23 protein-coding genes are annotated in these 23,795 nt (G+C 55.4%); 9 read left to right on the forward strand and 14 right to left on the reverse strand.

The window, feature by feature from the left end; genetic code table 11:
* Positions 1–48 precede the first annotated feature (48 nt).
* From mnmH to K5L82_RS13045, 5 genes are all read left to right on the forward strand, one after another.
* Positions 49–1,158 carry a tRNA 2-selenouridine(34) synthase MnmH gene (mnmH, locus tag K5L82_RS13025; protein ID WP_223134434.1) on the forward strand — a complete coding sequence of 370 codons (1,110 nt, stop codon included), beginning with the start codon at positions 49–51 and terminating at the stop codon, positions 1,156–1,158.
* A 124-nt stretch (positions 1,159–1,282) separates the two neighbouring features.
* Entirely contained in the window at positions 1,283–2,116 is an 834-nt protein-coding gene (locus K5L82_RS13030; protein ID WP_223134435.1) for a mechanosensitive ion channel family protein, read from the forward strand.
* Positions 2,117–2,279: 163 nt separating this feature from the next.
* Complete coding sequence (locus K5L82_RS13035; protein WP_223134436.1) at positions 2,280–2,834, forward strand: aminoacyl-tRNA deacylase; 555 nt, start codon at positions 2,280–2,282, stop codon at positions 2,832–2,834.
* Between the two features lie 92 nt (positions 2,835–2,926).
* Positions 2,927–4,222: an FAD-dependent monooxygenase gene (locus K5L82_RS13040; RefSeq protein ID WP_223134437.1), complete on the forward strand. Its 1,296-nt coding sequence runs from the start codon at positions 2,927–2,929 to the stop codon at positions 4,220–4,222.
* A 41-nt stretch (positions 4,223–4,263) separates the two neighbouring features.
* Positions 4,264–4,629, forward strand: coding sequence for a histidine triad nucleotide-binding protein (locus tag K5L82_RS13045; RefSeq protein WP_223134438.1), 366 nt, complete (start codon positions 4,264–4,266; stop codon positions 4,627–4,629).
* 102 nt (positions 4,630–4,731) lie between these two features.
* Here the strand turns inward: K5L82_RS13045 and phoU are convergent, their stop codons facing one another.
* The 5 genes from phoU to K5L82_RS13070 all read right to left on the reverse strand — a co-directional run bounded on the left by phoU (position 4,732) and on the right by K5L82_RS13070 (position 10,194).
* The gene (gene phoU / locus K5L82_RS13050) at positions 4,732–5,454 is read right to left on the reverse strand and encodes a phosphate signaling complex protein PhoU (RefSeq protein ID WP_133007177.1); all 723 of its coding nucleotides are present in this window, start codon (positions 5,452–5,454) and stop codon (positions 4,732–4,734) included.
* 28 nt (positions 5,455–5,482) lie between these two features.
* Complete coding sequence (pstB, locus tag K5L82_RS13055; protein WP_223134439.1) at positions 5,483–6,370, reverse strand: phosphate ABC transporter ATP-binding protein PstB; 888 nt, start codon at positions 6,368–6,370, stop codon at positions 5,483–5,485.
* Positions 6,371–6,381: 11 nt separating this feature from the next.
* Positions 6,382–7,659, reverse strand: a complete 1,278-nt coding sequence (gene pstA / locus K5L82_RS13060) for a phosphate ABC transporter permease PstA (RefSeq protein WP_133007175.1) — start codon at positions 7,657–7,659, stop codon at positions 6,382–6,384.
* Positions 7,652–9,040: a phosphate ABC transporter permease subunit PstC gene (pstC, locus tag K5L82_RS13065; RefSeq protein WP_133007174.1), complete on the reverse strand. Its 1,389-nt coding sequence runs from the start codon at positions 9,038–9,040 to the stop codon at positions 7,652–7,654. Before pstC ends, pstA begins: the two co-directional genes overlap by 8 nt.
* 107 nt (positions 9,041–9,147) lie before the next feature.
* Positions 9,148–10,194 (reverse strand): substrate-binding domain-containing protein, encoded by a 1,047-nt coding sequence (locus K5L82_RS13070; protein ID WP_133007173.1) that lies wholly within the window; start codon positions 10,192–10,194, stop codon positions 9,148–9,150.
* A 212-nt stretch (positions 10,195–10,406) separates the two neighbouring features.
* On the opposite strand from K5L82_RS13070, the gene K5L82_RS13075 reads away from it, so the two are divergent.
* Entirely contained in the window at positions 10,407–10,808 is a 402-nt protein-coding gene (locus K5L82_RS13075; protein WP_133007172.1) for an acyl-CoA thioesterase, read from the forward strand.
* 7 nt (positions 10,809–10,815) lie between these two features.
* Here K5L82_RS13075 and K5L82_RS13080 read toward each other — a convergent pair whose 3' ends face one another.
* The 5 genes from K5L82_RS13080 to K5L82_RS13100 are packed head-to-tail and all read right to left on the reverse strand — an operon-like array spanning position 10,816 to position 15,235.
* Positions 10,816–11,964, reverse strand: a complete 1,149-nt coding sequence (locus K5L82_RS13080) for a DUF3524 domain-containing protein (RefSeq protein WP_223134440.1) — start codon at positions 11,962–11,964, stop codon at positions 10,816–10,818.
* Positions 11,942–12,613: an SDR family oxidoreductase gene (locus K5L82_RS13085; protein WP_223134441.1), complete on the reverse strand. Its 672-nt coding sequence runs from the start codon at positions 12,611–12,613 to the stop codon at positions 11,942–11,944. The genes K5L82_RS13080 and K5L82_RS13085 overlap by 23 nt, the downstream gene beginning before the upstream one ends.
* Positions 12,606–13,817 carry an organoarsenical effux MFS transporter ArsJ gene (gene arsJ / locus K5L82_RS13090; protein WP_223134442.1) on the reverse strand — a complete coding sequence of 404 codons (1,212 nt, stop codon included), beginning with the start codon at positions 13,815–13,817 and terminating at the stop codon, positions 12,606–12,608. The genes K5L82_RS13085 and arsJ overlap by 8 nt, the downstream gene beginning before the upstream one ends.
* 1 nt (position 13,818) lies before the next feature.
* Complete coding sequence (locus tag K5L82_RS13095; RefSeq protein ID WP_223134443.1) at positions 13,819–14,823, reverse strand: ArsJ-associated glyceraldehyde-3-phosphate dehydrogenase; 1,005 nt, start codon at positions 14,821–14,823, stop codon at positions 13,819–13,821.
* Between the two features lie 37 nt (positions 14,824–14,860).
* The gene (locus K5L82_RS13100; RefSeq protein ID WP_262492655.1) at positions 14,861–15,235 is read right to left on the reverse strand and encodes an ArsR/SmtB family transcription factor; all 375 of its coding nucleotides are present in this window, start codon (positions 15,233–15,235) and stop codon (positions 14,861–14,863) included.
* Between the two features lie 156 nt (positions 15,236–15,391).
* Here K5L82_RS13100 and arsH point away from each other — a divergent pair, with 156 nt between their 5' ends.
* The 3 genes from arsH (at position 15,392) to K5L82_RS13115 (ending at position 18,112) form a co-directional block, all read left to right on the forward strand.
* Positions 15,392–16,105 (forward strand): arsenical resistance protein ArsH, encoded by a 714-nt coding sequence (gene arsH / locus K5L82_RS13105; protein ID WP_223134932.1) that lies wholly within the window; start codon positions 15,392–15,394, stop codon positions 16,103–16,105.
* A gap of 9 nt (positions 16,106–16,114) precedes the next feature.
* Positions 16,115–17,185: an ACR3 family arsenite efflux transporter gene (arsB, locus tag K5L82_RS13110; protein ID WP_223134445.1), complete on the forward strand. Its 1,071-nt coding sequence runs from the start codon at positions 16,115–16,117 to the stop codon at positions 17,183–17,185.
* A 129-nt stretch (positions 17,186–17,314) separates the two neighbouring features.
* Positions 17,315–18,112 (forward strand): undecaprenyl-diphosphate phosphatase, encoded by a 798-nt coding sequence (locus K5L82_RS13115; RefSeq protein WP_133007165.1) that lies wholly within the window; start codon positions 17,315–17,317, stop codon positions 18,110–18,112.
* 30 nt (positions 18,113–18,142) lie between these two features.
* Here K5L82_RS13115 and K5L82_RS13120 read toward each other — a convergent pair whose 3' ends face one another.
* The 4 genes from K5L82_RS13120 to K5L82_RS13135 form a co-directional block, all read right to left on the reverse strand.
* Positions 18,143–18,565, reverse strand: a complete 423-nt coding sequence (locus tag K5L82_RS13120; RefSeq protein ID WP_133007164.1) for an ArsR/SmtB family transcription factor — start codon at positions 18,563–18,565, stop codon at positions 18,143–18,145.
* A 161-nt stretch (positions 18,566–18,726) separates the two neighbouring features.
* Entirely contained in the window at positions 18,727–19,788 is a 1,062-nt protein-coding gene (locus K5L82_RS13125; protein ID WP_223134446.1) for a permease, read from the reverse strand.
* Positions 19,789–19,904: 116 nt separating this feature from the next.
* Complete coding sequence (gene uvrD / locus K5L82_RS13130) at positions 19,905–22,070, reverse strand: DNA helicase II (protein ID WP_223134447.1); 2,166 nt, start codon at positions 22,068–22,070, stop codon at positions 19,905–19,907.
* A gap of 238 nt (positions 22,071–22,308) precedes the next feature.
* On the reverse strand, positions 22,309–23,757 hold the full coding sequence (locus K5L82_RS13135) for an NAD-dependent succinate-semialdehyde dehydrogenase (protein WP_223134448.1): 1,449 nt from the start codon (positions 23,755–23,757) through the stop codon (positions 22,309–22,311).
* Between the last annotated feature and the right edge of the window lie 38 nt (positions 23,758–23,795).

Consider the following 23,795-nt stretch of genomic DNA (forward strand, 5'->3'; position numbering starts at 1 on the left):
CAGTCCGGTATACTTCCGGCTCACTCAAAACCACAGTGACCCGAGGACATGGCCAGTAGACCCGATACCGATGATTATCTGAACCTGTTCCTGAACGACGTGCCGTTAATGGACGTACGGGCACCGATTGAATACGACAAAGGCAGTTTTCCCGGTGCCGTCAACGCCCCGTTGATGAACGATGAAGAGCGCCACCGCATCGGCATCTGCTACAAAGAGAAGGGACAGGATAAGGCCATCGAACTCGGTCACCAATTGGTCTCCGGCGACATCAAAGCACAGCGGATCGAAGCCTGGAAGCGTTTTACCACCCAACACCCGGACGGCTATCTGTTTTGCTTCCGAGGCGGCCTGCGCTCCCGATTGACCCAGCAGTGGATCAAGGATTCCGGCATTGACTACCCGCTAATTAAAGGCGGTTACAAAGCGCTGCGCCGATTCCTGATCGACAGCCTCGACACCCTCATCGAACAACAGGAGTTCCAGGTACTCAGTGGCCGCACCGGCACCGGAAAAACCCGGGTCCTGCTCGACTTGCCCAACCCGGTCGATCTCGAAGGCTTGGCCAACCACCGAGGCTCCAGCTTTGGCCGGCAGGTCAGCCCGCAACCTTCTCAGATCGACTTCGAGAACCGTCTGGCGGTGGCCATGCTGAAAGCCCACCATCAGGTAGGCGGCCCCATTTACCTGGAAGACGAAAGCCGGCTAATCGGCCGCTGCGCGATGCCCGAGCGCCAGCGGGCCCGGATGAGCGAGTCTGGATTGCTGATCCTGGAACAACCGATGGAAGAGCGCATCGCCATCATCCGCACCGATTACGTTGAAAACATGTTGGCCGATTACATTGCGCGTGACGGTGAAGAAGCTGGCTGGCTCAATTTTCGAGAGTACCTGCTCAGCGCCTTGGATCGCATTCGAAAACGCTTAGGCGGTGAGCGTCACCAACAGTTACGCACACTGATGGAACAAGCACTGGAACAGCAGGCACAAGGATCCTTAGATGCACACAACCGCTGGATCGAATGCCTGCTCAGCGACTACTACGACCCTATGTACGACTACCAGCTCAGCAAAAAACAAGGAAAGATACTGGTGCGCGGCGGCCCTGAGATAATTGTCGAGTACGCCCGCGCACACCGGAACCTACGGACACAGTAAGCCACTGTGCCATCATCAGGTTCGCTGACTCCCGGATACCTGCCTATAATGGAGCAAGTTAGACCTGCTAAGACAGCAAGTTACTCTGATTACACGATCACTTTAACGACCAAGGAGCGTTATTATGGAAGAGCTTTTCGGCGACAGCGGCCAAGCCTCCGAATTACTGGATCAGGGCATAGCGATGGTTATGACCTATGCCCCCAAAGTAGTGTTGGCCATTATCACTCTGATGATCGGCCTATGGTTGATCAACCGTTTTGTATCTGTACTGGACAACAAACTGGGCAAAAAAGACCCAACCCTGAATAAATTCCTGTGCGGTCTGGTTGGCGCAATCCTCAAGATTCTACTGCTGATCTCTGTTGCCTCCATGATTGGCATTGCCACAACCTCCTTCGTCGCCATCATCGGTGCTGCCGGCCTGGCCGTTGGTTTTGCGCTGCAGGGAAGCCTGGCCAACTTTGCAGGTGGTGTACTGATCCTGATTTTCAAACCGTTCAAGGTGGGCGACGCTATCGAAGCCCAAGGCTTCCTCGGCTCAGTTCGTGAAATCACCATTCTCTACACCATCGTCGACACTTTCGACAACCGCCGTGTTGTCATCCCGAATGGCCAACTTTCTAACTCCAGCCTGACCAACATGAGCGTTTATGAAACACGGCGCTGTGATATGACGTTCGGCATCGGTTACAACGATGACATCGACAAGGCCAAAGCCATCTGCAAGCGTTTGATCGAAGAAGACGAGCGTGCTTTGAAAGATCCTGAACCAATGATCGTCGTTGGCGGGTTGGGCGAGAGCTCTGTTGATCTGAAGGTTCGCGCCTGGACCAGCTCTGGAGATCTGTGGCCGTTCTACTGGGACATGCAGGAACGCGTAAAGAAGGCGTTCGATGCAGAAGGGATTACCATCCCATACCCGCAACGCAGCGTTCATATGATCAACGGCGACTAACCGGAACCCTGTCACGCAGGACGAACGATTATTCGCAAAGCAAAAATCCTGGGCTAAGCTGTCGGTAAGGCGGGCGAACAATGCTCCGCCGGCTACCGGAGCCAGCCCGGGATTTTTTCGGAAGGCTCTACAACCCTGTCCGTACTGTCAGGAGGTTGTATTTATGCCAGTACAGCAGCTTAAAGATTTCCTGGACGAATCCGGCACCGAATACATGTGCCTCAACCACCCACCCGCCTTCACCGCTCAAGAACTTGCTCACCACGTCCAGATCGCCGGTGACAAAGTGGCTAAAACCGTCATTCTCGAACTCGATGGCAAAATGGCCATGCTGGTGATGCCTGCTACCTGGCGCATTCGCTGGGACAGCCTGTCCAGAATTCTCGATACGGACTTCGTGGATCTCGCCGACGAACAAGCCTTTCAGGACCGTTTCCCCAACTGTGAAGTCGGTGCCATGCCACCTTTCGGCAACCTTTTTGACATGACCGTCTACTGCGCAGAATCGCTAACCGAACAGGAAGACCTGGCCTTCGCGGCCGGTAGCCACACAGAAACCCTCCACATGAAAACCAAAGATTTTCTAAACCTCGTGCAGCCTATGGTGCTAACACGCGGGTTTAAAAAACCGGGTGCCCAAAAGCCAGCATGGCTGGCAAAAGGCCGGCAGCAATCCACGGAACCTTCACGCCAACGGGTATCCGGCATGACCGGCTGACCGCTCCCATCAACCAACGGAGTCGATTGCGTTCCATCGCTTGTCAGTTCTTTGCCTTCGCGTAAACTGTGGGCATCAGACAGGAACCCGATATGACTCAAGCTTTTGATATTGTGATCGTCGGCGCCGGCATGGTCGGCGCCGCCCTCGCCACCGGTCTGGGCCGCGAGGGCTTCAATGTTGCCATGGTAGACCGTGCTCCGGCTCCGGCGTTCAACCCGGACGCAGCGCCCGACATTCGCGTTTCTGCTTTAAGTGCAGGTAGCGAAGCCTACTTGCAAAGCCTCGGCGCCTGGGCCCCTATTCTGGCGATGCGTGCCACACCCTACCGCCGCCTTGCCGTTTGGGATGAAGCCCCACACCGACTGAGCAAACTGCTTCCCAGAACCGTCAATCAGGTTGAGTTCACGGCCGATGGGCTGAACGCCACCCATCTGGGCCACATTGTCGAAAACTCCGTCACTCAGAAGGGGCTGTGGCAAGCGGCAGAAGCCGAGCCGACCGTCTCAATACTGGCGGGCCACGGTGTTTCCAGCATTACCCAAACCGAGGCCAGCGCCACCGTTACACTTCAGAACGGCCAGGAACTGACTGCAGCCTTGGTAATCGGTGCCGATGGCGCACAATCCCGGGTGCGGGACATGGCCGGCATTGGCATCACCAAAGACCAGTACAGCCAACAAGCGATGATTATTTCCGTGCGCTACCAAGGCGAGGTGCAGGACATCACCTGGCAAGGCTTTTACCCGTCAGGGCCCAGAGCGTTTTTACCGCTGTACAGCGCCGATGCGCACTACCCGGGTGAGAGCCGCGGGTCTCTGGTTTGGTACGACTCTCCGGCGGAAATCGCACGCTTGAAAAGCTTGAGTGATGAAGCCTTGATGGCGGAAATACAGAAAGCTTTTCCTCAAGAGCTACCGCCACTGACCCATATTGAAGACCGAGGTAGCTTCCCCATCGCCCGTCAGCACGCCAAACGGTATTACTCTGGCCGAGTCGTGCTCACCGGCGATGCCGCCCACACCATCAACCCACTAGCCGGCCAAGGGGTGAATCTGGGCTTTCAGGACGCAGAATGTTTGCAGGGGTTATTAAAAGAAGCTCGCCGCGGCGGAGATGACCTGGCCAGCGCACATTGGCTGGACCTTTACGAACAACAGCGCCGCCCGGCCAACCGGCGCATGATGCTGGCCATGGACCTATTCTATCACCTGTTCAGCAACACCATTCCGCCGCTGCATCTGGCCCGTAACCTCGGCCTCAGCGCAGCCCGCGCCCTGCCCTTTGCCCGCAACAAAGTGGCCCGCTACGCGATGGGGCTGGACAGCCAGCCGCCGGCGATATTTCGGGAAATCACCAATCGGTTACCTATGCCAAACTGGCTTTAAACAAACACTCAACGGATTCAGAGAACAACCAAGGAGCCATTATGTCTGAAACACTCTTTACCAAGATCATCAACCGGGAGATCCCGGCCGACATCGTTTACGAAGACGATCTTACCCTGGCGTTCAAGGACATCAACCCGCAAGCGCCGGTGCACCTGTTGATCATTCCCAAGAAGCACATTGCCACCATCAACGACATCGAAGAAGGTGACCGCGAGGTGGTTGGACACCTGTACTGGGTGGCAGCAAAGCTGGCCAAAGAGATGGGCTTTGCCGAAGATGGCTACCGGGTGGTTATGAACTGCGGTGAAAACTCCGGGCAGACGGTGTTCCATATCCATCTGCACTTGCTGGCTGGCAAGCCACTGGGCTGGCCGCCGTATACCGACAAAATGAAGCAGGCCTGATTCGGCGGGAGGCAAGCGCTGTTCGGGACACGTTCAAGGCATCCCTGCGCGCTTAGCCTTCGCCATCCTTGGCGAAAGATAGTCCCAACTTAAACCCGAACGTTAGCGCCCAACCACCCGCTCGGCTTCTTCCATGGGCGAATGCCGCACATCTTCGCCTTTGGCCATGAAAATCACATGCTCGGCAATGTTGCAGGCATGATCGCCGATGCGCTCCAAAGCACGCAATACCCACATCACCATCATGCAACGCGTAATATTGCGCGCATCTTCCATCATGAAGGTCAGCAACGCACGAGCAGCAGCCTGATACTCCTCATCAACTTGTTTGTCTTCTTTCATCACCCGTAACGCCTGATCGGAATCCAACCGAGCAAACGCGTCCAGCGCATCGTGCAGCATACTCAACACGTGCTTACCAATGTGACGGATTTCAACGTAACCACGCGGTGCTTGCCCTTCTTCAGACAGTTTGATGGCCATCTGGGCGATCTTTTTCGCCTCATCGCCCACCCGCTCAAGGTCGGCGACCATCTTGATCACCGAGATCACCAAACGCAGATCACGCGCGGCGGGTTGGCGGCGGGCGATCACCAGGATGGCTTCTTCATCAAGGTCCATCTCCATCCGGTCGACCGCCTTGTCGTTCTGTCGTACGTCCTCCGCCAACTGACTATCGTTGTTGGTCAAGGCCTCAATGGACCTTTCCACCTGACTTTCCACCATACCCCCCATATTCAGAAACTGGGTTTTCAGCTCGGTCAGTTCGTCATTAAATCGGGCGGAAATGTGGTCGCCATATACATCATCTTTAGAGTTCGGCATGTCTTTTCTCCAGCAGTGCCAGACCGGTTTAACCAAAGCGACCGGTAATGTAGGACTCGGTCAATTTGTGATCAGGGGAGGTAAATACTTTGTCGGTGTCGTTCACTTCCACCAGATGCCCAAGGTGGAAGTAAGCCGTGCGATCTGAAACCCGGGCCGCCTGCTGCATCGAGTGGGTTACAATCACGATGGTATAGCTTTCCGACATTTCTGCGATCAACTCTTCTACCTTCGCGGTCGCAATGGGATCCAGCGCCGAGCAGGGTTCGTCCATCAGGATAACTTCCGGGCTGACAGCAATCGCACGAGCAATGCACAACCGCTGCTGCTGCCCACCGGACATACCGGTTGCCGTGGCATCCAGGCGATCTTTTACTTCATCCCACAAGCCGGCTTTGCGCAGACTGTTTTCAACGATGTTGTCCAAGTCGGACTTCCGGTTCGCCAAGCCGTGAATCCTGGGGCCATAAGCCACGTTGTCGTAAATCGACTTGGGAAACGGGTTTGGCTTCTGGAATACCATGCCCACCCGGGCGCGCAATTCCACCACATCCCGCTTGGGGTCGTAGATGTCGTGATCGTCCAACATCAGTGACCCTTTCACCCGACAGATATCGATGCTGTCGTTCATGCGGTTCAGGCAGCGCAAAAAGGTGGATTTACCGCAGCCCGACGGCCCGATAAATGCAATCACTTCGTTGCGGCCAATATCCAGACTGATGTTCTTGATAGCTGGGCTCTCGCCATAAGACACTTCCACATTACGCAGTTTGAATTTGGGGTCATCCGCAAACGGTTGGCCTACGGTGGTGCCTTCGGTAATCACTGCGTTTTCGGGTTTTTCGTCAATCACTGGTTTAGCCACCTTTTCGGACACATTCTCTGCAGGCATTGCTGCTGTATTCATACTGTTCATTGCTGTACTCCTCACCACCGGCGCTCAAGGCGTTTACGCAGCCAAATGGCCAACCCGTTCATGGAAATCATAAAAGCCAGCAGGATCATAATGCCGGCAGAGGCCAGCTCGACAAAGCCCTGCTCCGCACTGCTCGCCCACTGATAAATCTGCACTGGCAGGACCGTGGCAGAACTGAGGAAGCCTTCCGGCACCTCGACGATAAACGCCACCATCCCGATCAATAGCAGGGGCGCGGTTTCACCCAGCGCCTGCGCCATCCCAATGATCGAGCCGGTCATCATGCCGGGCATCGCCAGTGGTATCACGTGGTGCAACACCACCTGCATCTTCGAGGCACCAATGCCTTCAGCCGCCTCACGGATGGACGGCGGCACGCTTTTAATCGCCGCCCGGCTGGAAATGATGATGGTGGGCAAGGTCATCAGCGCCAGCACCAAACCACCTAATACTGGCACCGACCGGGGCATCCCGAACACGCCGATAAACACGGCCAGCCCGAGTAGACCGAAGATGATGGACGGCACGGCCGCCAAGTTGTTTATGTTCACCTCAATGAAGTCGGTCAACTTGTTTTGCGGGGCAAACTCTTCCAGATACACCGCAGCAGCCACACCGGTCGGGAACGCAATCACTAGAGTGACCAGCATGGTCAGCAGCGACCCCACGATCGCCCCCAGAATGCCTGCATTGGAGGGCTCCCGGGAATCTCCGCGGCTAAACAGCACATCGTTGAAACTGGTTGAAACCACGCCTTGTGCGACCAGTTCATCCACCCAACGCTGCTGCTGCTCGGTCAGCCGAATGCTATAGGCCGGGTTGTCGGCATGTTTGACGTACACAGACACGGTGTCGTGTACCAGAAACTCCAGAGTTTGAGTGGAGCCCAGCAAATCCGGCTGTGCTTGCAAAAGATCACGTATCTGATTGCTGGCGTAGTTGCCCGATAGCCGGCTCAACTCGCGCACATCTTTTCGAGACTGCGCCTCCGGAAAATAGCCCTGCAAGGCTGCAATGATCGGTGCCTGAAAATCCGCCATAGAGATCTGGTCTTTATCTGTCGGATCTTCCAGGTACATCTGCTCACCATCCAGCACCACCTCCAGCGTCATCGTGGTCTTGATGAACCCGGTGTAGCCCTTGCCAATGATGTCAGTAAACAGCACCACCAGAGACAAAAGCGCAACGGCGATGGCGGTCATGCCATAGAGCCGGAACCTGCGCTCCTTACGGTACCGCCGCTTCAGCGACTGGCGAACAATCTCCGCCTGTGTGCGTTGGTTAGTCATATTGTTCCCTATATTTGCGAACCACTTTCAGGGCAATCATGTTGAGCGCCAGAGTCAGAATGAACAGCATCATGCCCAGGGCAAAGGCTGCGAGGGTTTTGGCGCTGTCGAACTCCTGGTCACCGGTCAGCAGCGTGACGATCTGAACCGTAACGGTGGTCACCGAATCCAGAGGATTGGCCGTCAGATTGGCCGCCAGGCCCGCCGCCATGACCACAATCATGGTTTCACCAATCGCCCGGGATGCCGCCAGCAAAATACCGCCCATGATGCCGGGCAAGGCCGCCGGGAAAATTACGTTCTTCATGGTTTCGGACTGGGTAGCGCCGAGCGCGAGCGAACCATCCCGCAGGGTGCGAGGTACGGCGTTGATCACGTCGTCCGACAACGACGACACAAATGGAATGATCATGATCCCCATGACCAAGCCCGCTGCCAATGCACTCTGGGAGGAGGCCTCCAACCCAATCGCCTCAGCCAGATCGCGGATAAAAGGCGCCACCGTTAACGCAGCAAAAAAGCCGTAAACGACGGTCGGCACACCCGCTAGCATTTCTAATAAAGGCTTAATAACAGAGCGGGCCGGTTTGGAGGCGTATTCCGACAAGTAGACCGCTGACAACAAGCCCGTGGGCACCGCCACCAGCAAAGCGATCGCAGAAATCAGCAAGGTACCGGTAAACAGGGGAATGATGCCGAACGCACCGTCGGAGCCCACCTGATCGGCTCGAAGTGCCGTTTGCGGGCTCCAGGACGTACCAAACAGAAAATCGGAAATCGGCACCTTGCCGAAGAAGCGGACGGTTTCAAAAATCACGGAGAATACAATGCCAACAGTGGTCAGTACCGCCAACGCCGCACAGGCGAAGAAAATCCACCGAAGGGTGCGCTCAACGTTTTCACGAGCATTGATCTGGGGCTGCACCCGGCTCCACGCAAAAGCCGCACCGAGCACGGCAATCAGAACCACTAGAACCGTCTTGAACTGGCTGCTATGGGCTTTCAGCGCACCCAGTTTATCGGCAGCACTCACCACATCTGCCGGAACGAAATTCGGATTTAACTTACCCGCCGCCACGTTGTTGATTTGCGACATCAGCAAGCTGGCTTCGCCGGCCGATGTCGGCAACAGCTCGGTCGGCAGGGAACCCACCACCAGATTTTGAATCACTTTGCCTTCGAACACCGCCCAAGCGCTCAACACAATCAAGGCGGGAATGGCACACCACAAAGCTGCCCGGGCAGCATAATAAAAGGGCAATGCCTTGAGGTTACGGATACCACCCATCGGGCCAGCAACCGTTCGTGACCGCATGTACGCCAATCCATAGGCTATGACGGCAATCACCAGAATCAGGGGCAATAGATTGGCCGTTTGCATAGAGTTCTCTGTGTTATGTGAATAATTAGCTTTTGTCAGATACAACAAAAGAACGCGAACCTTTCGGCTCGCATTCTCTCATCTTCCTTGATGATTCTGAGTAATGCTCAGAGCTCGCTACCCGTCATCGGCGTCAGGTTGCGTACCTTCTTGGCCACTTCCATTCGCACGTTCCGCGGGTTTGGAATCAGGCCAACATCAACCAGATAGCCGTTGTCACCCCAGGCACTTTCACTGGTGAACGCTTCGGCGTATTCCTTGATACCCGGAATCACGCTGACGTGGGCACTTTTGATGTAGAAGAACAACGACCGGGCAACCGGATAGTCTTCATCAGCAATGGTGTCCGGCGTCGGCTCAACACCGTTGATCGTCGCAGGCTGAATCTGGCTCGCATTTTCCATCAGGAAACTGTAGCCGAAGATACCCAAAGTGTCTTTGTCCTGGGCCAGACGCTGAACGATCAGGTTGTCGTTCTCCCCGGCTTCAACAAACAGACCGTCTTCACGCATGCTGTGGCAAACACTGCGCATCTCTTTCTTCTCCATCGCCTTGATGAAATCGAAGGATTTGCAACCACCTTCCATGGCAATTTCAACAAATGCATCGCGGGTGCCGGAGGTCGGTGGCGGACCCATTACGCTGATCTCTTTGTTCGGCAGGCTGGAATCAATATCGCTCCACTTCTGGTAAGGGTTGGCGACCAACTTGTCCCCGCCCTTCGGATCGGGAACTTCTTTAGCCAAAGCCAGAAACACCTGACGCAGGCTGAGGTCCATTTGATCCGCCTCTTTGGAATTCGCGATCACGATGCCATCAGCGCCGATTTTTACTTCGGTGATGTCTTTCACACCGTTGCTCTGACACATCTCAAACTCGCTCTTCTTCATACGGCGAGACGCGTTTGTAATATCCGGATGCTGAGTACCAATCCCCGCACAGAACAGTTTTAAACCGCCACCAGAACCGGTGGACTCAAGCTTCGGAGTCGGAAAATCTGTATTGCGGCCAAAACGCTCTGCAACCACGGTCGCAAACGGGTAGACCGTCGAGGAACCAACAATGTTTACGGTATCACGTGCCATAGCCGGAGCCGACACAGCGGCAAGGCTTCCCGCCAAAGCAACAGTCGTCAGAGCTGATTTCAATGTCATCACGTAGTTATCTCCAATATAAGTGGCGCTATTTACGTTTATCGTTCTTCGATAAGTGCATCTTAAGGAGACTCTGTGACAACTTTGTTACAGCTTTTCATAAATATTGCGCCGCACTATGACCATCATTAGTCGAATTTGCTTGCAGACCGCTGCGGCCTCGCTAACATGCAGGAAAACAATTCACAACATCAGCAGTAACAGGCTAACCAATGACAGCGTTTGATGATGATAGACCGAACCCTCGCGGCGCACTGACCCTTCAGGTCGTGCCACTTCCCTCCGACACCAATGCTAACGGCGATGTGTTTGCTGGCTGGCTGGTTAAGCAGATGGATATTGCCGCCGCCACCATGGCTGGGCGAATTTCCCGTGGCCGCAGCGCGACGGTCGCGATGGATCGGATGGAGTTTCTATCGCCACTGCGCGTCGGCTCTCAGGTCAGTTGCTATTGCGAACTGGTGGACATTGGCCGCAGCTCTATGAAGATCAACGTGGAAGTGTGGATGCTGGACCGCTTCTCCAAAACGCCGAGAAAGGTCACCGAAGGCCTATTTGTGTACGTGGCCATAGACGAACAGGGCCGCATCCGGGAAGTGCCGGACCAACCGTAAAAAACGTTCAGGCGCGTTGATCCTTGGTGATCAATTCATTGATCAGCATTCGATAGCGATGCGCCAACTCAGAAGATTTCCAAGCGTTCGGCGGGCACAGTGCGGGTGGCGTTTTGAGAATTTCCTGAAAGCAATCAAGCGCTGCGATGGCTTCTGCCTCTGCATCTTGCTCGTGGCTTTGGTATCGGCAACCGATGGATACGTATTCGCGATAGGCCAAGCGGTCCGGCGCCAAGGGCACACACCCGGATGCCATAGCTTCCAGCATCGACAGGCCCTGAAAATCATGCAGGGCTGTGGAGAGCACCACATCCGCCTTACGCAACAAACCATCGTACTCGGACCGGCTGGCCAGAAAGCCCCAATTTTCGAGCCGATGGGCAAACCTTGCTTGAATCTCGCCAAACGCCTTCGGGTGATTGCGGAAACCTTCCCCCACCACACTCAACTTGTAGGGCTGCAGGCTCTGCTCCAGCCGCTCCAGGAAGTTCAGCAATCGGTCCGGGCCTTTGTCGTATTCCCAACGGTGGTTCCACAATATGTGGGGGCAGGCCCGGTTGATAACACGGGGTTCGCCTGTGAACAAACGGTCCTCTATGGGCACAGGGATCACATCGGATTTTTGCTGAATGCGTTCAATGATTCCGCTGGGGACGGCATCCGGCAATTTATCCAGCAAGGCTTGAGCGCCACTTAAAAAACTGTCGCGATTCCAGGCACTGTTAAAAACCACACGATTCGCCGCGACCGCGCTGTAAAGATTTACCATTTGGGGTTCAACACGCCCCTGCTGCTGTTGGCTAAGCGGAAAGGCGAATTGATTTTCGTGCATGTAAAGCACACAAGGCGTGCTCGCCAGCTGGGAATGCACGCCCCGCAACGTTGCCAGGTCTACCATGGAGGTAGCAACCACCAGATCCCAATGCTCTTGCAAGCAAGGCTCATCGAGCCAGCTCAGAGCGTTGCCCCGAATCCGCCACTGAAAAAACCGTGGAGGCAAGACTAGGCTGTGCCACTGGTAATCCGGCAAGAGATGCGTCAACTGCTCCCGCCAGCGTTTATGACTGGCGGCGTCGTAGGCTGACAGGAGCAGAATGCGCGGCCTGGACTTCAACGCGGGTTCCTTATCTGCATCACCACGGCAGTGCTTCGCCATTGCTGTGCCAGAAGGAACCGGTGTTCTCAAGAGTCAGGTTGGCAATTCGTTCCGCCAGTCCCCGGGCGGAGTCTTCCGGCGTAATCAGACCACCAAAGTTCACCATTCGGGTCTTCACATATCCCGGGTGTAACTGTGCCACGGCGATCCCTTTAGGCTGCAGATCTACCGCCAGCGATTTGCCGAAAGCGTTCAGAGCCGCTTTGGACGCCCGATAACCATAACGACCACCGGAGTCATTATCGGCAATCGACCCCATGCGACTGGTGATATTAGCAATCTTGCTGCCCTGCCCCATCAAATGCACCAAAGCTTCGGTTACACGCAACGGTGCGAAGGCGTTGATCTCCATCTGGGTGCGGAGGGAATCAAGGTCGATGCTGCCGAGTTGCTCGTCCTGCAGCAGGCCGGCGTTGTTGATCAGCAGATGGATGCGTTTGCCCACCAGGCCAGATTCGAGTTTTTCGATTCCGACATCGGTGGTCACATCCACGCCGTCGATCACTTGGGCGGCAACACTGGCCAGCTCGTCCGACGACTGCCGGCAGACACCGATCACTTCGCACCCTTCGGCGGCATAATGCCGGGCCAGTTCCAGCCCAATGCCGCGATTAGCACCGGTAATAACAACCACCTTGGAATCAGACATAACCTTGCTCCCCTATCGAGTCGTTCATACGCTCCGGCAACCATACCGATAGTAGGGCCGCGATGGCTATCAATGCGGAAGATATCCACAAGCAAGCTTCCAGCCCGTATGCCTGATAAACCCATCCGGATAACACAGTGCCCAGCAATCGGCCAGCGGCGTTAGACATGTAATAAAAACCCACATCCAGAGAAACGCCATCGCCTCGGGCGTAGCTGACAATCAGATAGCTGTGGAGGGATGAATTGATGGCAAACAACACGCCGAATAGCAGCAAACCACCGATCACAACGCCCTGCGCTGGCCAACCTGCCATGAGTGCACCGGCAATCGCCGCTGGAACCACTGCCAACAGTGCAGCCCAAAGCACAGTGCCGGATTTACGGCGGGTATCGCCGGTAATTCGGGGGGCAATCGTCTGGACAAAGCCGTAGCCTATGACCCAGGTGGCCATAAATCCGCCGACTTTCCAAAAATCCCAGCCGAATGCCGTGTGCAGGTACACAGGCAATGCCACCACAAACCACACATCCCGGGCACCAAACAAAAACATCCGCGCCGCAGACAACACATTGATAGCCCGGCTTTTGGACAAAATTTCCCGGAACTTGGGCTTCGCTTTACTCTTACCCAGCTCCTGCTTGAGCAAAAACAGGCTAGCCAACCACACCAACCCCAGCGCGACGGCCATCATAACCACCGCCCCGGTGAAGCCTGCAGTCATTAACAGCACCCCCCCCAAAAAGAAACCCACGCCTTTCAGGGTATTTTTAGAGCCCGTGAGAATCGCCACCCACTTGTACAACGCACCTTGCTGCTCATCCGGCACTAACAGCTTGATACCGCTCTTGGCGGACATCTTGTTGAGGTCCTTGGCTATGCCGGATAAAGCTTGCGCGGCCATCACCCAAGGCACCGTCAACATAGCTGCCGGCACCGCCAGCATCACCAGAGCAACAATCTGTAGAAACAACCCGATGTTCATGGTGCGGTTCAGCCCAAGCCGGGCACCGAGATAGCCGCCCACCAGATTGGTCACCACCCCGAACAACTCGTAGAAGATGAACAACAGGGCGATGGCCAACGGTGAATAACCCAACTGGTGGAAATGCAGCACCACCAGCATGCGCAACGCGCCATCGGTCAGAGTAAACGCCCAGTAATTGCCGGTGATCACGAGGTACTGGCGGATGGAGGCAGTCATATCAGGCCAGGCCCACCTTGCGCGCCAGCTCTACGGTGCGATTGGCATAGCCCCATTCGTTGTCGTACCAAGCGTAAATTTTCACATGGGTGCCGTTGACCACCAGAGTGGATAAGGCATCGACGATGGAAGACCGGGGATCGGTTTTGTAATCAATCGAAACCAGCGGGCGTTCTTCGTAGCCCAGAATGCCTTTCAGCTCGCCCTCGGCGGCATCCTTCAAGAGTTGGTTAACGGTGTCCCTGTCTGTGGGTGTTTCCACCTCGAATACGCAGTCGGTCAGTGACGCGTTGATCAATGGAATGCGCACCGCATGGCCATCCAGTTTATTCTTCAGCTCCGGAAATATCTCGATGATCGCCGTCGCGGAACCGGTGCTGGTGGGAATCAGCGAACTGCCACAGGCGCGGGCCCGGCGCAGGTCTTTGTGGGGCGCATCAATAATCGTTTGAGTGTTGGTCAAACTGTGAATAGTGGTCAGCGAACCGTGCTTGATGCCCAGTTTCTCGTGAATCACCTTAACCACCGGCGCCAGACAGTTGGTGGTGCAAGAAGCTGCGGTCACGATCCGGTCATTGACCGGATCGAAGTTGTGTTCATTCACGCCCAGCACAATGTTCTTGGCGCCTTTTTCTTTCACCGGCGCCGTTACCACCACTCGCTTCACGCCTTGATCCAGATAAGCCTGCAATACAGCAACGGTTTTGTTCGCGCCGCTGGCCTCAATCACCAGATCACAGCCAGACCAGTCGGTGTCGCCGATGGCTCGGTTTTGGGTAACGGCAATGCGCTGGCCGTCGATCACCAACTCGTTACCGCTCACTTCGGCTTCATGGTGCCAACGTCCGTGAACACTGTCGAAGTTCAACAGGTGCGCCAGCGTCCCTGGGTCTGCGCCCGGATCGTTGATCGCGACAAATTCCAACTCCGGCCACTCCCAGGCCGCCCTCAAAGCCAGCCGGCCAATACGACCGAACCCGTTAATACCTACTTTGATCTTGCTCATGGCGATCTCCTTTTATAAATGGCCATTCGATCAATCTTCAGGGACACCTGAGTGCTGGGCGCTCAGCCAATGCGCTAAGCTTCGCCAACGGTGATTGAATCAACACCTCATTGTGCGCCGCTGTTTCATCCAGAACTCGCAGGACCCACAAGGGCAAATCAGGGTTAATAGAATAATAGACCCACTGTCCCCGACGTTCTGTTGCTACCAAACCGGAATCGCGCAATATTGCCAAATGGCGGCTGACTTTCGGTTGAGCCGCCCCGAATGCTTCCGTCAATTCACAGACGCATAGTTCTTTCTCACGCCGAATCAGCAACAGCGTGATCAACCTCAGCTCATCACTTAAAGCTCTGAATAGGCTGGTGGGACCGACCCCGGCCGATTGTTCGTCGGTTTCATGTGTAGGCATAGAGCTTCTTGTATTCATCAGACGAGTTTCACACTATTGAATATTCGGTTATCCATATATATGCTTTAAGCGATATTAGGTGTGAAAAGTGACAAAGTAAAGACACCAGCCAACGCTTTCGCTTATCCAACTTTCGGAATTTTAAGCTGCCCTATGATGCCAACCGACCTACCCAACATTGACCGTGAACTGTTTCAGGCTCCCACCAAGAAACAGCTGTTCGCCAACGCGCCTTCCGAACACGCACCAAGAATTCTGCTGCTGTACGGCTCGCTGCGCGACCGTTCCTTCAGCCGTCTGGCCACAGAAGAAGCCGCCCGATTGCTGGAAGCCATGGGCGCAGAAACCCGCATATTCAATCCTCGCGGCCTGCCACTGGCTGACGCCGAGGAAGCTTCACACCCAAAGGTGCAGGAACTGAGGGAGCTGGCCCGATGGTCTGAAGGCATGGTGTGGTGCTCACCGGAACGTCACGGTTCGATGACCGGCATCATGAAAACCCAAATCGACTGGATACCGCTGTCCATGGGCGCGGTTCGCCCCACTCAGGGCAAAACCCTGGCCGTGATGCAGGTGTGTGGTGGTTCCCAGTCTTTCAACGTGGTCAATCAGCTACGGGTACTGGGCCGATGGATGCGCATGGTAACCATCCCGAACCAGTCCTCGGTGGCCAAAGCCTTTATGGAATTTGATGACAACGACCGCATGAAGCCATCGTCTTACTACGACCGGATCGTGGATGTGATGGAAGAATTGGTGAAATTCACTCTGCTGGTGCGCGACCGCAGTGACTATCTCACCGACCGCTATTCCGAACGTAAGGAAAGTGCGGAAGAGCTGTCCAAACGTGTGAACCAACGCGCTATCTGAGGAACCAGCATGAGCAACAGCACCGAAGCCAGCGCGAATGAGTCTGGCGCAGAGGGTATGGATCTATTTGGCCGCTATCTGTCGGTTTGGGTCGCCTTGGCCATCATCACCGGCGTTGCTTTGGGACAATTGGCCCCGTCTGTGCCGGAAGCCCTGTCCCGCTTCGAGTACGCTCAGGTTTCCATCCCCATTGCCATTCTGATCTGGGCGATGATTTTCCCGATGATGGCACAAATCGATTTCAGCGCCGTCGTCGGCGTCAGAAAAGAACCGAAGGGTCTGGCCATTACCACGGTCGTCAACTGGCTGATCAAGCCCTTCACCATGTTCGCCATCGCCTGGTTTTTCCTGATGGTGGCTTTCAAGCCTTTTATTGCGCCTGATCTGGCCAGCGAATACCTCGCCGGTGCCATTTTACTGGGTGCGGCCCCCTGCACCGCCATGGTATTTGTCTGGAGTTATCTGACCAAAGGTGACGCCGCCTACACCCTGGTACAAGTGTCTCTGAACGACATCATCATGCTGTTCGCCTTCGCTCCCATCGTGGTTTTCCTGCTTGGGGTCTCCGACATTCAGGTGCCCTGGAATACCGTGATCTTGTCCGTCGTGCTGTACATCGTTATCCCCCTCACCGCCGGGTACCTAACTCGCCGTGTTCTAATCGCCCGCCACGGCCAGCAATGGTACGACGGTGTATTCCTGAAACGCCTTGGCCCGGTCACGCCGGCCGCGCTGATAATCACACTGGTCCTCTTGTTCGCCTTTCAGGGCGAAGTGATCTTGGAAAACCCGATTCACATTGCGCTGATTGCCGTGCCGTTAATCATCCAGACGGTGTTTATCTTCCTGCTGGCCTATGGCTGGGCCCGGCTATGGAAAGTACGCCACTGCATTGCCGCGCCTGGTGCAATGATCGGTGCCAGCAACTTCTTCGAACTGGCCGTGGCGGCTGCCATTGCGCTGTTCGGCCTGCAATCCGGTGCGGCACTGGCAACAGTGGTGGGCGTATTGGTGGAAGTGCCATTGATGCTGGCACTGGTAAAAATCGCCAACAAAACACGCGACCAGTTCCCTACCTGAACCGAACGGACCCGGCTCTCACAACGGGCAGAGCCGGGCGATCTGTTAACCACCCCAACACCCTGCTAATATCCCGCCTGTCTATTTGAACCATGAACAGCCATCGCTGAACCGAACGGAACCGATACCATGGATTTTTTTCAGGCCCTTTTCCTTGGCCTTCTCCAGGGACTGACTGAATTTCTGCCTATTTCCAGCTCCGCCCATTTGATCCTCACCCCGGCATTCTTTGACTGGAACGACCAGGGCGTTGGCTTCGACCTCTCGGTTCACATCGGCACTCTGCTGGCCGTCGTGCTGTATTTCCGTCGCGATGTCTTCGGTATTGCCAGAGACGGCCTGATCTCCGTTGCCCAGCGCAAGATCGTTGGGCAGGGCGCGCTGGCCTGGTACCTCGTTATCGGTACCATCCCCGCCGGACTCGCCGGGCTGGCTTTGTTGGACATGATTGACAACGAACTTCGGGCTGTTGAAGTTATCTTTGTCACCACCCTGATCTTCGGCCTGCTGCTGGGCATCGCTGATTGGCTACCCAAACGCCAGCGCACGCTGGATTCCCTGAACTGGAAAGACGCCGTTCTGGTGGGCATCGCCCAAGCCATGGCCCTGGTGCCGGGCACCTCCCGCTCCGGCGTCACCATCACAGCGGGCCTGTTTCTGGGCATGAGCCGTGAAACAGCCTCTCGCTTCTCTTTTTTGCTGGCTATTCCCATCATCGTGCTGGCATCTGCCGTGAAATTACTGGAAGTGGCAACTTCAGACGTGATCGTCGATTGGAGTGGTTTTCTAATTGGCGGGGTCACATCCTTCCTGATGGCCATTACCGCGATCCATTTCTTCCTGAAATGGCTCAACAAGGTCGGCATGTGGCCTTATGTGATCTATCGCATTGCATTGGCAGGGGTTATTTACGCGGTTCTGATGTAGGTCTTGAGGCCAGGCAAACCCTCTTCAGGGTCAAGCCTGGCCATTTTCGCTGAGGCCTTGGCGCTTAATAATATCGGCCCACTCCGTGCTGTCGGGCCCGACCACACATTGACCGCTTTCACGCAACGCCAGGCGCAGGTGGCATTTTCGGATCTCGGTCTCCAATTCTTGCTCGGGAATACTTTTCACCGCCGCCAGTAACTTTATCTGGAAAGGAGACCCTTCACGGTTAAGCGTATAGAAAACCCATTTTCCTTCTTTATGCGCAGTCACCAGACCCGCTTTTTGCAGAATTTTCAGATTGCGCGAAACGTTGTAATGGGTTTCTCCCAGTACATCCATCGCTTCGGCAACACAAATTCGCTCGTCGACATGCACCAACAGCCAGAAAAGCCGCAAGCGATTCGTGTCCGCAACGGCCTTTAACGCATCGGTATAACAGGCATCTATCATGCTATTTCCAAACCTCCGTTGGCTTGGATCTTAAGTGATTACTACCGGGGCAGCAATCGTGAACTCTGAAACAGCGTATGTCGTCGCCTGAATCCAGCGCGCCCGCGGCGAACACGCTGGAAAACGGCCACTCATCCAATCGGCATCAGCTCCCAGATCTTTTAAAAGATAACACTGAATACAACCCCACCGACGATAGCGAGCGTGATGACGGTGATCACGAAAGCCACAACCGCTTTCGGCTTGAGTACGGAAGAGATTATGGCAATCTCAGGCAAGCTGGCACCGGTTCCGCCGATCAACAACGCCATGGCAGCCCCCAGCCCCATACCTTTGGCAATGAGTACCTGAAGCAAGGGAAGCGCCATCTCAATTCGCAGATACAGGGGCACACCAATGCTTGCGGCCACGGGAATGGCGTACCAGCTATCCTCTCCGATGTATTGCTCGACGATTTCCGCGGGGAGAAAAGCTGCAGATAACGCACTGATCACGGCACCAATCAAGACATACGGAATAATACGCTTGAACAGTGCCCAGGCGAAGCGCATGGCCAGTTTCAGTCGGTCTTTGTGCGCCACGGAGGCGGTACTGCTGGAGGGGGCACAGGCGGTGGCTATACATTCTTGCAGCTGCCCTGCCGGTGATTCTATCGCCATGGCCTCAGCGTTACAGCTGGGCATGGCGGTTGCGGTGCACGCTGTGGCGGCTGGAGTCGAGACGGGAGCCGAAGTAGAGCACGCAGGCTCCGGCGCACCGCCACATCCGCTTGCTGGCACAGCCTCAATACGGCGGAAAGCATTTTTTAACGGTGTGCGGCTGATGACGAACCCCGCCAGCATGGCACCGCTGAGCGTCAGAGCCAGGTACACAAGCGCTACCTGCCAACCCAACACCGCAACGATCAGACCGACAACAACAAAATTGCACAGAGGGGCGGAAATCAGAAAGCCAAACACCATGCCCATGGACGCTCGCATTTCGACCATCCCCATCACCACTGGTACCATGGACGCACTACAAAACGGTGTCAGCGTGCCGAGTAACGCGCCCACCAACGGGCCTCGTTTTTCATTTTTGGCCAGTTTTTTCTGCAGCTTATCTTGAGGAATATATTCCCGGATGATGCCTGTCAGAACCGCAACCACCGCAATTATAAGTACCAGAGCACCACCCACATGCAGCAACTCGTCCAGGGCGACTGCCCAGCTATTCTTGTCCATAACCGTTCCTTCAATGACGTAAAATACTCGATATATGCACATATGCACATTTATGCGTTTGTGCACATTAAAGGATTGGTCCACGCCTGACAAGAACAAACCATACTCAATACACGCTAGCAGGCCTCCAAAGGCGCATACGCAAGAACAAGCCACTTGGCCCCTTCATCAAAGTTCACCTGAACTCGCGTATGATGCCCCGTGCCCTCGGAATTCATCACAATACCCTCGCCGAACTTCGGATGACGCACCCGCTGCCCAAGACTAAAACCCGATTGCTTGGCTGAATCCTGCGCAAACATACTTTCATTAGGCCGCCCTACCATCGCCGGGCGAGTCACCGTATTGCGTAGCCGAACTTCCTGCAGGCAATCCGCTGGAATCTCACGAACAAAACGAGACAGCGCGTGGAACTTTTCCTGACCGTATAAACGGCGGGATTCCGCGTAAGTAAGCACCAGCTTCTTCATCGCCCGAGTGATGCCGACATAAGCCAACCGGCGCTCTTCCTCCATCCGCCCCGGCTCTTCAAGAGACATGCTATGGGGGAACAAACCTTCCTCAACACCCGCCAGAAACACCATGGGGAACTCCAGGCCCTTGGCCGAGTGCAAGGTCATCAACTGGACGCTGTCTTCATGATCCTCAGCTTGGGACTCTCCGGCATCCAATGCGGCTTGAGCAAGGAACTCCGCAAGCGGATCTACCCCGTCTTCCACTTCAAAATCAGACAAGGCGTTGACCAATTCCTCCAGGTTTTCCACCCGCGCCTGGCCTTTTTCGCCTTTCTCACTGGCGTGGTAGTCCTTCAACCCACTGTTTTCAATGGCTTGCTTCATCAAGCCCTGCAACGAAGCCTCGCCTAACATTTCAGACAAGCCGTTAATGATGTCCAAGAATGACTGCAAGCCGGTTTTGGCGCGGCCTTTTACCTGACCTGCCGCCAGCATACGCTCGGAGGATTCCCACAAAGAAATGCCCTGCTCCGTCGCGTAGGACCGAATCTCTGAGAGGCTCTTCGCACCAATGCCGCGGGTGGGAATATTCACCACTCGTTCAAACGCCGCATCGTCCCGGTGATACTGAACCAAACGCAGGTACGCCAGTGCGTTACGAATTTCCTGACGGTCGTAGAAACGCAAACCGCCATACACCCGATACGGAATACCCTGGCGCATCAGAGATTCTTCCAACACCCGTGACTGGGCGTTAGAGCGGTAGAGTATGGCCGCTTCGCTACGCAAATTACCCTGATTCACCCAGTCGGTGATGGAGTCAGCGATGTAGTTAGCTTCGTCCTGTTCGTTAAACGCCGCATACAAACTAATGGGATCGCCATCAGGGCCATCGGTCCAAAGCTCTTTGCCCAGCCGGCCCTGGTTATTTGCAATCACCGCGTTTGCGGCCTTCAGAATCATCTGTGTCGAACGGTAATTTTGCTCCAACCGCACCATCCGAGCGTTAGGAAAGTCTCGCTGGTACTGCTGAATGTTCTCGATCTTAGCGCCGCGCCAGCCATAGATCGACTGGTCATCATCACCCACCACGGTCAGTGGTACCCGGTTGCTGGCCAGCACCTGCAGCCAGGCGTATTGGATGGTGTTGGTGTCCTGGAACTCGTCCACCAAAATGTGCTGGAAGCGTTCCTGGTAATGGGCCAGCAGCTCAGGCCGGTGCAGCCAAAGCTCGTGGGAGCGCAACAGCAATTCGCCAAAATCGACCAAACCGCCCTGATGGCACAGTTTTTCGTACTGGCGGTAGATTTTCAGCATGGTATTGGTGAAGTGATCGCCCGGGTTTTCCTGAATGTGGTCAGCCCGCAAACCTTCGTCTTTCTGGCTGTTGATGAACCACTGGGCCTGTTTGGGTGGCCACTGGCTTTCATCAATCTGGAACTCCCGCATCACCCGTTTGATCAGGCGCAGCTGATCGTCACTGTCCAGCACCTGGAAATTTTCCGGCAGACCGGCGTCTTTCCAATGGGAACGCAACAGGCGGTGAGCAATACCGTGGAAGGTGCCGAACCACAGGCCACGAGCGGGAATGTTCATCATCTGCTCGATGCGCGAACGCATTTCCTTAGCGGCTTTGTTGGTGAAAGTCACCGCCAGAATGCCCGTAGGTGGCACCCGGTCTACAGTCATCAACCACGCCATTCGGTGAACCAGCACCCGAGTTTTGCCACTGCCTGCACCGGCCAGCACCAACAGGTGGTCATTTTGAGCTGTAACAGCCTCGCGTTGGGCATCGTTCAGGGGGTCAATGATGTGGGAAACGTCCATAGCACCTAGCTTTTTCTACTGGTTAAATAAACAGGTTGGGAAGTATAACAGGAGATAACGGGGATTTCTGTTGGACCGAGGAGTTGAACAATCTCTGGTGCAGACGCACACGAGCGGGGAGGTCTTTTCAGGACTATTGATGGCCAGGGATGGCCCGAAATAAGCCTCAGGGACGACTTGCAGCCTGCCCTGAAAAGACCTCCCCGCCCGTAAGCGTTAACTCCAAAAGTTAGGAGCGTCAGAAGCCCCGCGGAACTGTCTGCGCTTCCACAAACTCGAACAAACCTTCCAAACCACCTTCGCGGCCAATGCCGGATGCCTTCATGCCCCCAAACGGTGCTTCCGGCGTCGGGCCGGTGCCCGTGTTCCAGCCTACGTGACCAAAACGGAGTCCGGCAGCCACACGTTGGGCTCGTTCCGCATCGGCTGTGAACACATAAGACGCTAAGCCGAATTCGGTATCGTTGCCCGCCTCGATCACTTCGTCCTCGGTGCGGAACAACGCCATCGGCACCAGCGGGCCGAAGGTTTCTTCCCTGTAGCAACACATGTCGCGGGTAACGCCCATCACCGCGGTCGGCGGGAAAAACAGACCATCGCCCAGTTCCCCGGGCGCTTTACCTGCGACCAGAGTTGCACCTTTGTTCAACGCATCTTCAAGGTGACGTTTCACTTTGTCGAATCCAGCCTGATTCACCAGCGGCCCGATATCGACACCGTCTTTCATACCGTCACCAACGGTCATGCGGCCAATTCTCTGCGCCAGTTTTTCGCCAAACGCTTCGGCCACGTCCTCGTGGATAAACACCCGGTTGGCGCACACGCAGGTTTGGCCACCACCGCGAAATTTGTTGGCAATCAGATTATCCGCAGCGGCATCCAGATCGGCATCGTCGAAGATAATAAACGGGGCGTTGCCACCCAACTCCAGCGCCAGCTTTTTAACCTGCTCCGCGGTATCCAAAACCAGCTTACGGCCTACTTCGGTAGACCCGGTAAAGCTGAGCATCGGCACGTCCTGGTGCTCACACAGCACTTTGCCGATCACGCTGGCTTTGCCCATCACCAGGTTAACCATGCCATCGGGTAGGTCGAGCTTATCCATCAACGTAAACAGCGCCACCATGGTCAGCGGGGTTTCGCTGGCCGGTTTTATCACCGACGGACAACCCGCCGCCAGAGCCGCCGACAGTTTTTTCGCGATCATGCCGATTGGAAAGTTCCAGGGAACGATCAGGCCAACTACTCCCACCGGCCGATAATGAACCGTCCAGGTGCAGTCTTTGGGTTTTTCGGGAATGGTGTGGGCGTCCAGAGCTTCGATGTGCTTGGCACAGTAATCGAAAAAGCCAGCCGCGTATTCCGCTTCCCCCTGCGCCTCAGCCAAGGGTTTGCCGTGTTCCATGCACAGAATCCGGCCAATTTCGGCTTTGTTTTCTTTCAAGGCATCGCGGATGTCTTCCAGCCATTTCCTGCGAGTTTCGATGGGCCACGGCGTCGCCAGCCTCAGTGCGGACTTGCCCGCCTCAACCGCTGCCAAAATGTCGTTTTCCGACATGGACGGCACCTCGGCAATGCGCTCTCGAGTCGCCGGATTAAACACCTCGAAGGTACTGCCTCCGTCATTATCTACCCAACGTCCGCCAATATAGCCCTTAACATTCTGCAGCAATGGTGACTCAATCATCTCGGCTCCTTTTGGATCACGGATACCACCCCGGTTCG

Origin of the sequence: Marinobacter sp. AL4B, assembly GCF_019916045.1 — a bacterium.
Classification (GTDB): Bacteria; Pseudomonadota; Gammaproteobacteria; order Pseudomonadales; family Oleiphilaceae; genus Marinobacter.

Coding starts and splice junctions, on each gene's coding strand:
- mnmH (WP_223134434.1), top strand. CDS start 49: ATGGCCAGTAGACCCGATACCGATGATTATCTGAACCTGTTCCTGAAC.
- K5L82_RS13030 (WP_223134435.1), top strand. CDS start 1,283: ATGGAAGAGCTTTTCGGCGACAGCGGCCAAGCCTCCGAATTACTGGAT.
- K5L82_RS13035 (WP_223134436.1), top strand. CDS start 2,280: ATGCCAGTACAGCAGCTTAAAGATTTCCTGGACGAATCCGGCACCGAA.
- K5L82_RS13040 (WP_223134437.1), top strand. CDS start 2,927: ATGACTCAAGCTTTTGATATTGTGATCGTCGGCGCCGGCATGGTCGGC.
- K5L82_RS13045 (WP_223134438.1), top strand. CDS start 4,264: ATGTCTGAAACACTCTTTACCAAGATCATCAACCGGGAGATCCCGGCC.
- phoU (WP_133007177.1), bottom strand. CDS start 5,454: ATGCCGAACTCTAAAGATGATGTATATGGCGACCACATTTCCGCCCGA.
- pstB (WP_223134439.1), bottom strand. CDS start 6,370: ATGAACAGTATGAATACAGCAGCAATGCCTGCAGAGAATGTGTCCGAA.
- pstA (WP_133007175.1), bottom strand. CDS start 7,659: ATGACTAACCAACGCACACAGGCGGAGATTGTTCGCCAGTCGCTGAAG.
- pstC (WP_133007174.1), bottom strand. CDS start 9,040: ATGCAAACGGCCAATCTATTGCCCCTGATTCTGGTGATTGCCGTCATA.
- K5L82_RS13070 (WP_133007173.1), bottom strand. CDS start 10,194: ATGACATTGAAATCAGCTCTGACGACTGTTGCTTTGGCGGGAAGCCTT.
- K5L82_RS13075 (WP_133007172.1), top strand. CDS start 10,407: ATGACAGCGTTTGATGATGATAGACCGAACCCTCGCGGCGCACTGACC.
- K5L82_RS13080 (WP_223134440.1), bottom strand. CDS start 11,964: ATGGCGAAGCACTGCCGTGGTGATGCAGATAAGGAACCCGCGTTGAAG.
- K5L82_RS13085 (WP_223134441.1), bottom strand. CDS start 12,613: ATGTCTGATTCCAAGGTGGTTGTTATTACCGGTGCTAATCGCGGCATT.
- arsJ (WP_223134442.1), bottom strand. CDS start 13,817: ATGACTGCCTCCATCCGCCAGTACCTCGTGATCACCGGCAATTACTGG.
- K5L82_RS13095 (WP_223134443.1), bottom strand. CDS start 14,823: ATGAGCAAGATCAAAGTAGGTATTAACGGGTTCGGTCGTATTGGCCGG.
- K5L82_RS13100 (WP_262492655.1), bottom strand. CDS start 15,235: ATGCCTACACATGAAACCGACGAACAATCGGCCGGGGTCGGTCCCACC.
- arsH (WP_223134932.1), top strand. CDS start 15,392: ATGCCAACCGACCTACCCAACATTGACCGTGAACTGTTTCAGGCTCCC.
- arsB (WP_223134445.1), top strand. CDS start 16,115: ATGAGCAACAGCACCGAAGCCAGCGCGAATGAGTCTGGCGCAGAGGGT.
- K5L82_RS13115 (WP_133007165.1), top strand. CDS start 17,315: ATGGATTTTTTTCAGGCCCTTTTCCTTGGCCTTCTCCAGGGACTGACT.
- K5L82_RS13120 (WP_133007164.1), bottom strand. CDS start 18,565: ATGATAGATGCCTGTTATACCGATGCGTTAAAGGCCGTTGCGGACACG.
- K5L82_RS13125 (WP_223134446.1), bottom strand. CDS start 19,788: ATGGACAAGAATAGCTGGGCAGTCGCCCTGGACGAGTTGCTGCATGTG.
- uvrD (WP_223134447.1), bottom strand. CDS start 22,070: ATGGACGTTTCCCACATCATTGACCCCCTGAACGATGCCCAACGCGAG.
- K5L82_RS13135 (WP_223134448.1), bottom strand. CDS start 23,757: ATGATTGAGTCACCATTGCTGCAGAATGTTAAGGGCTATATTGGCGGA.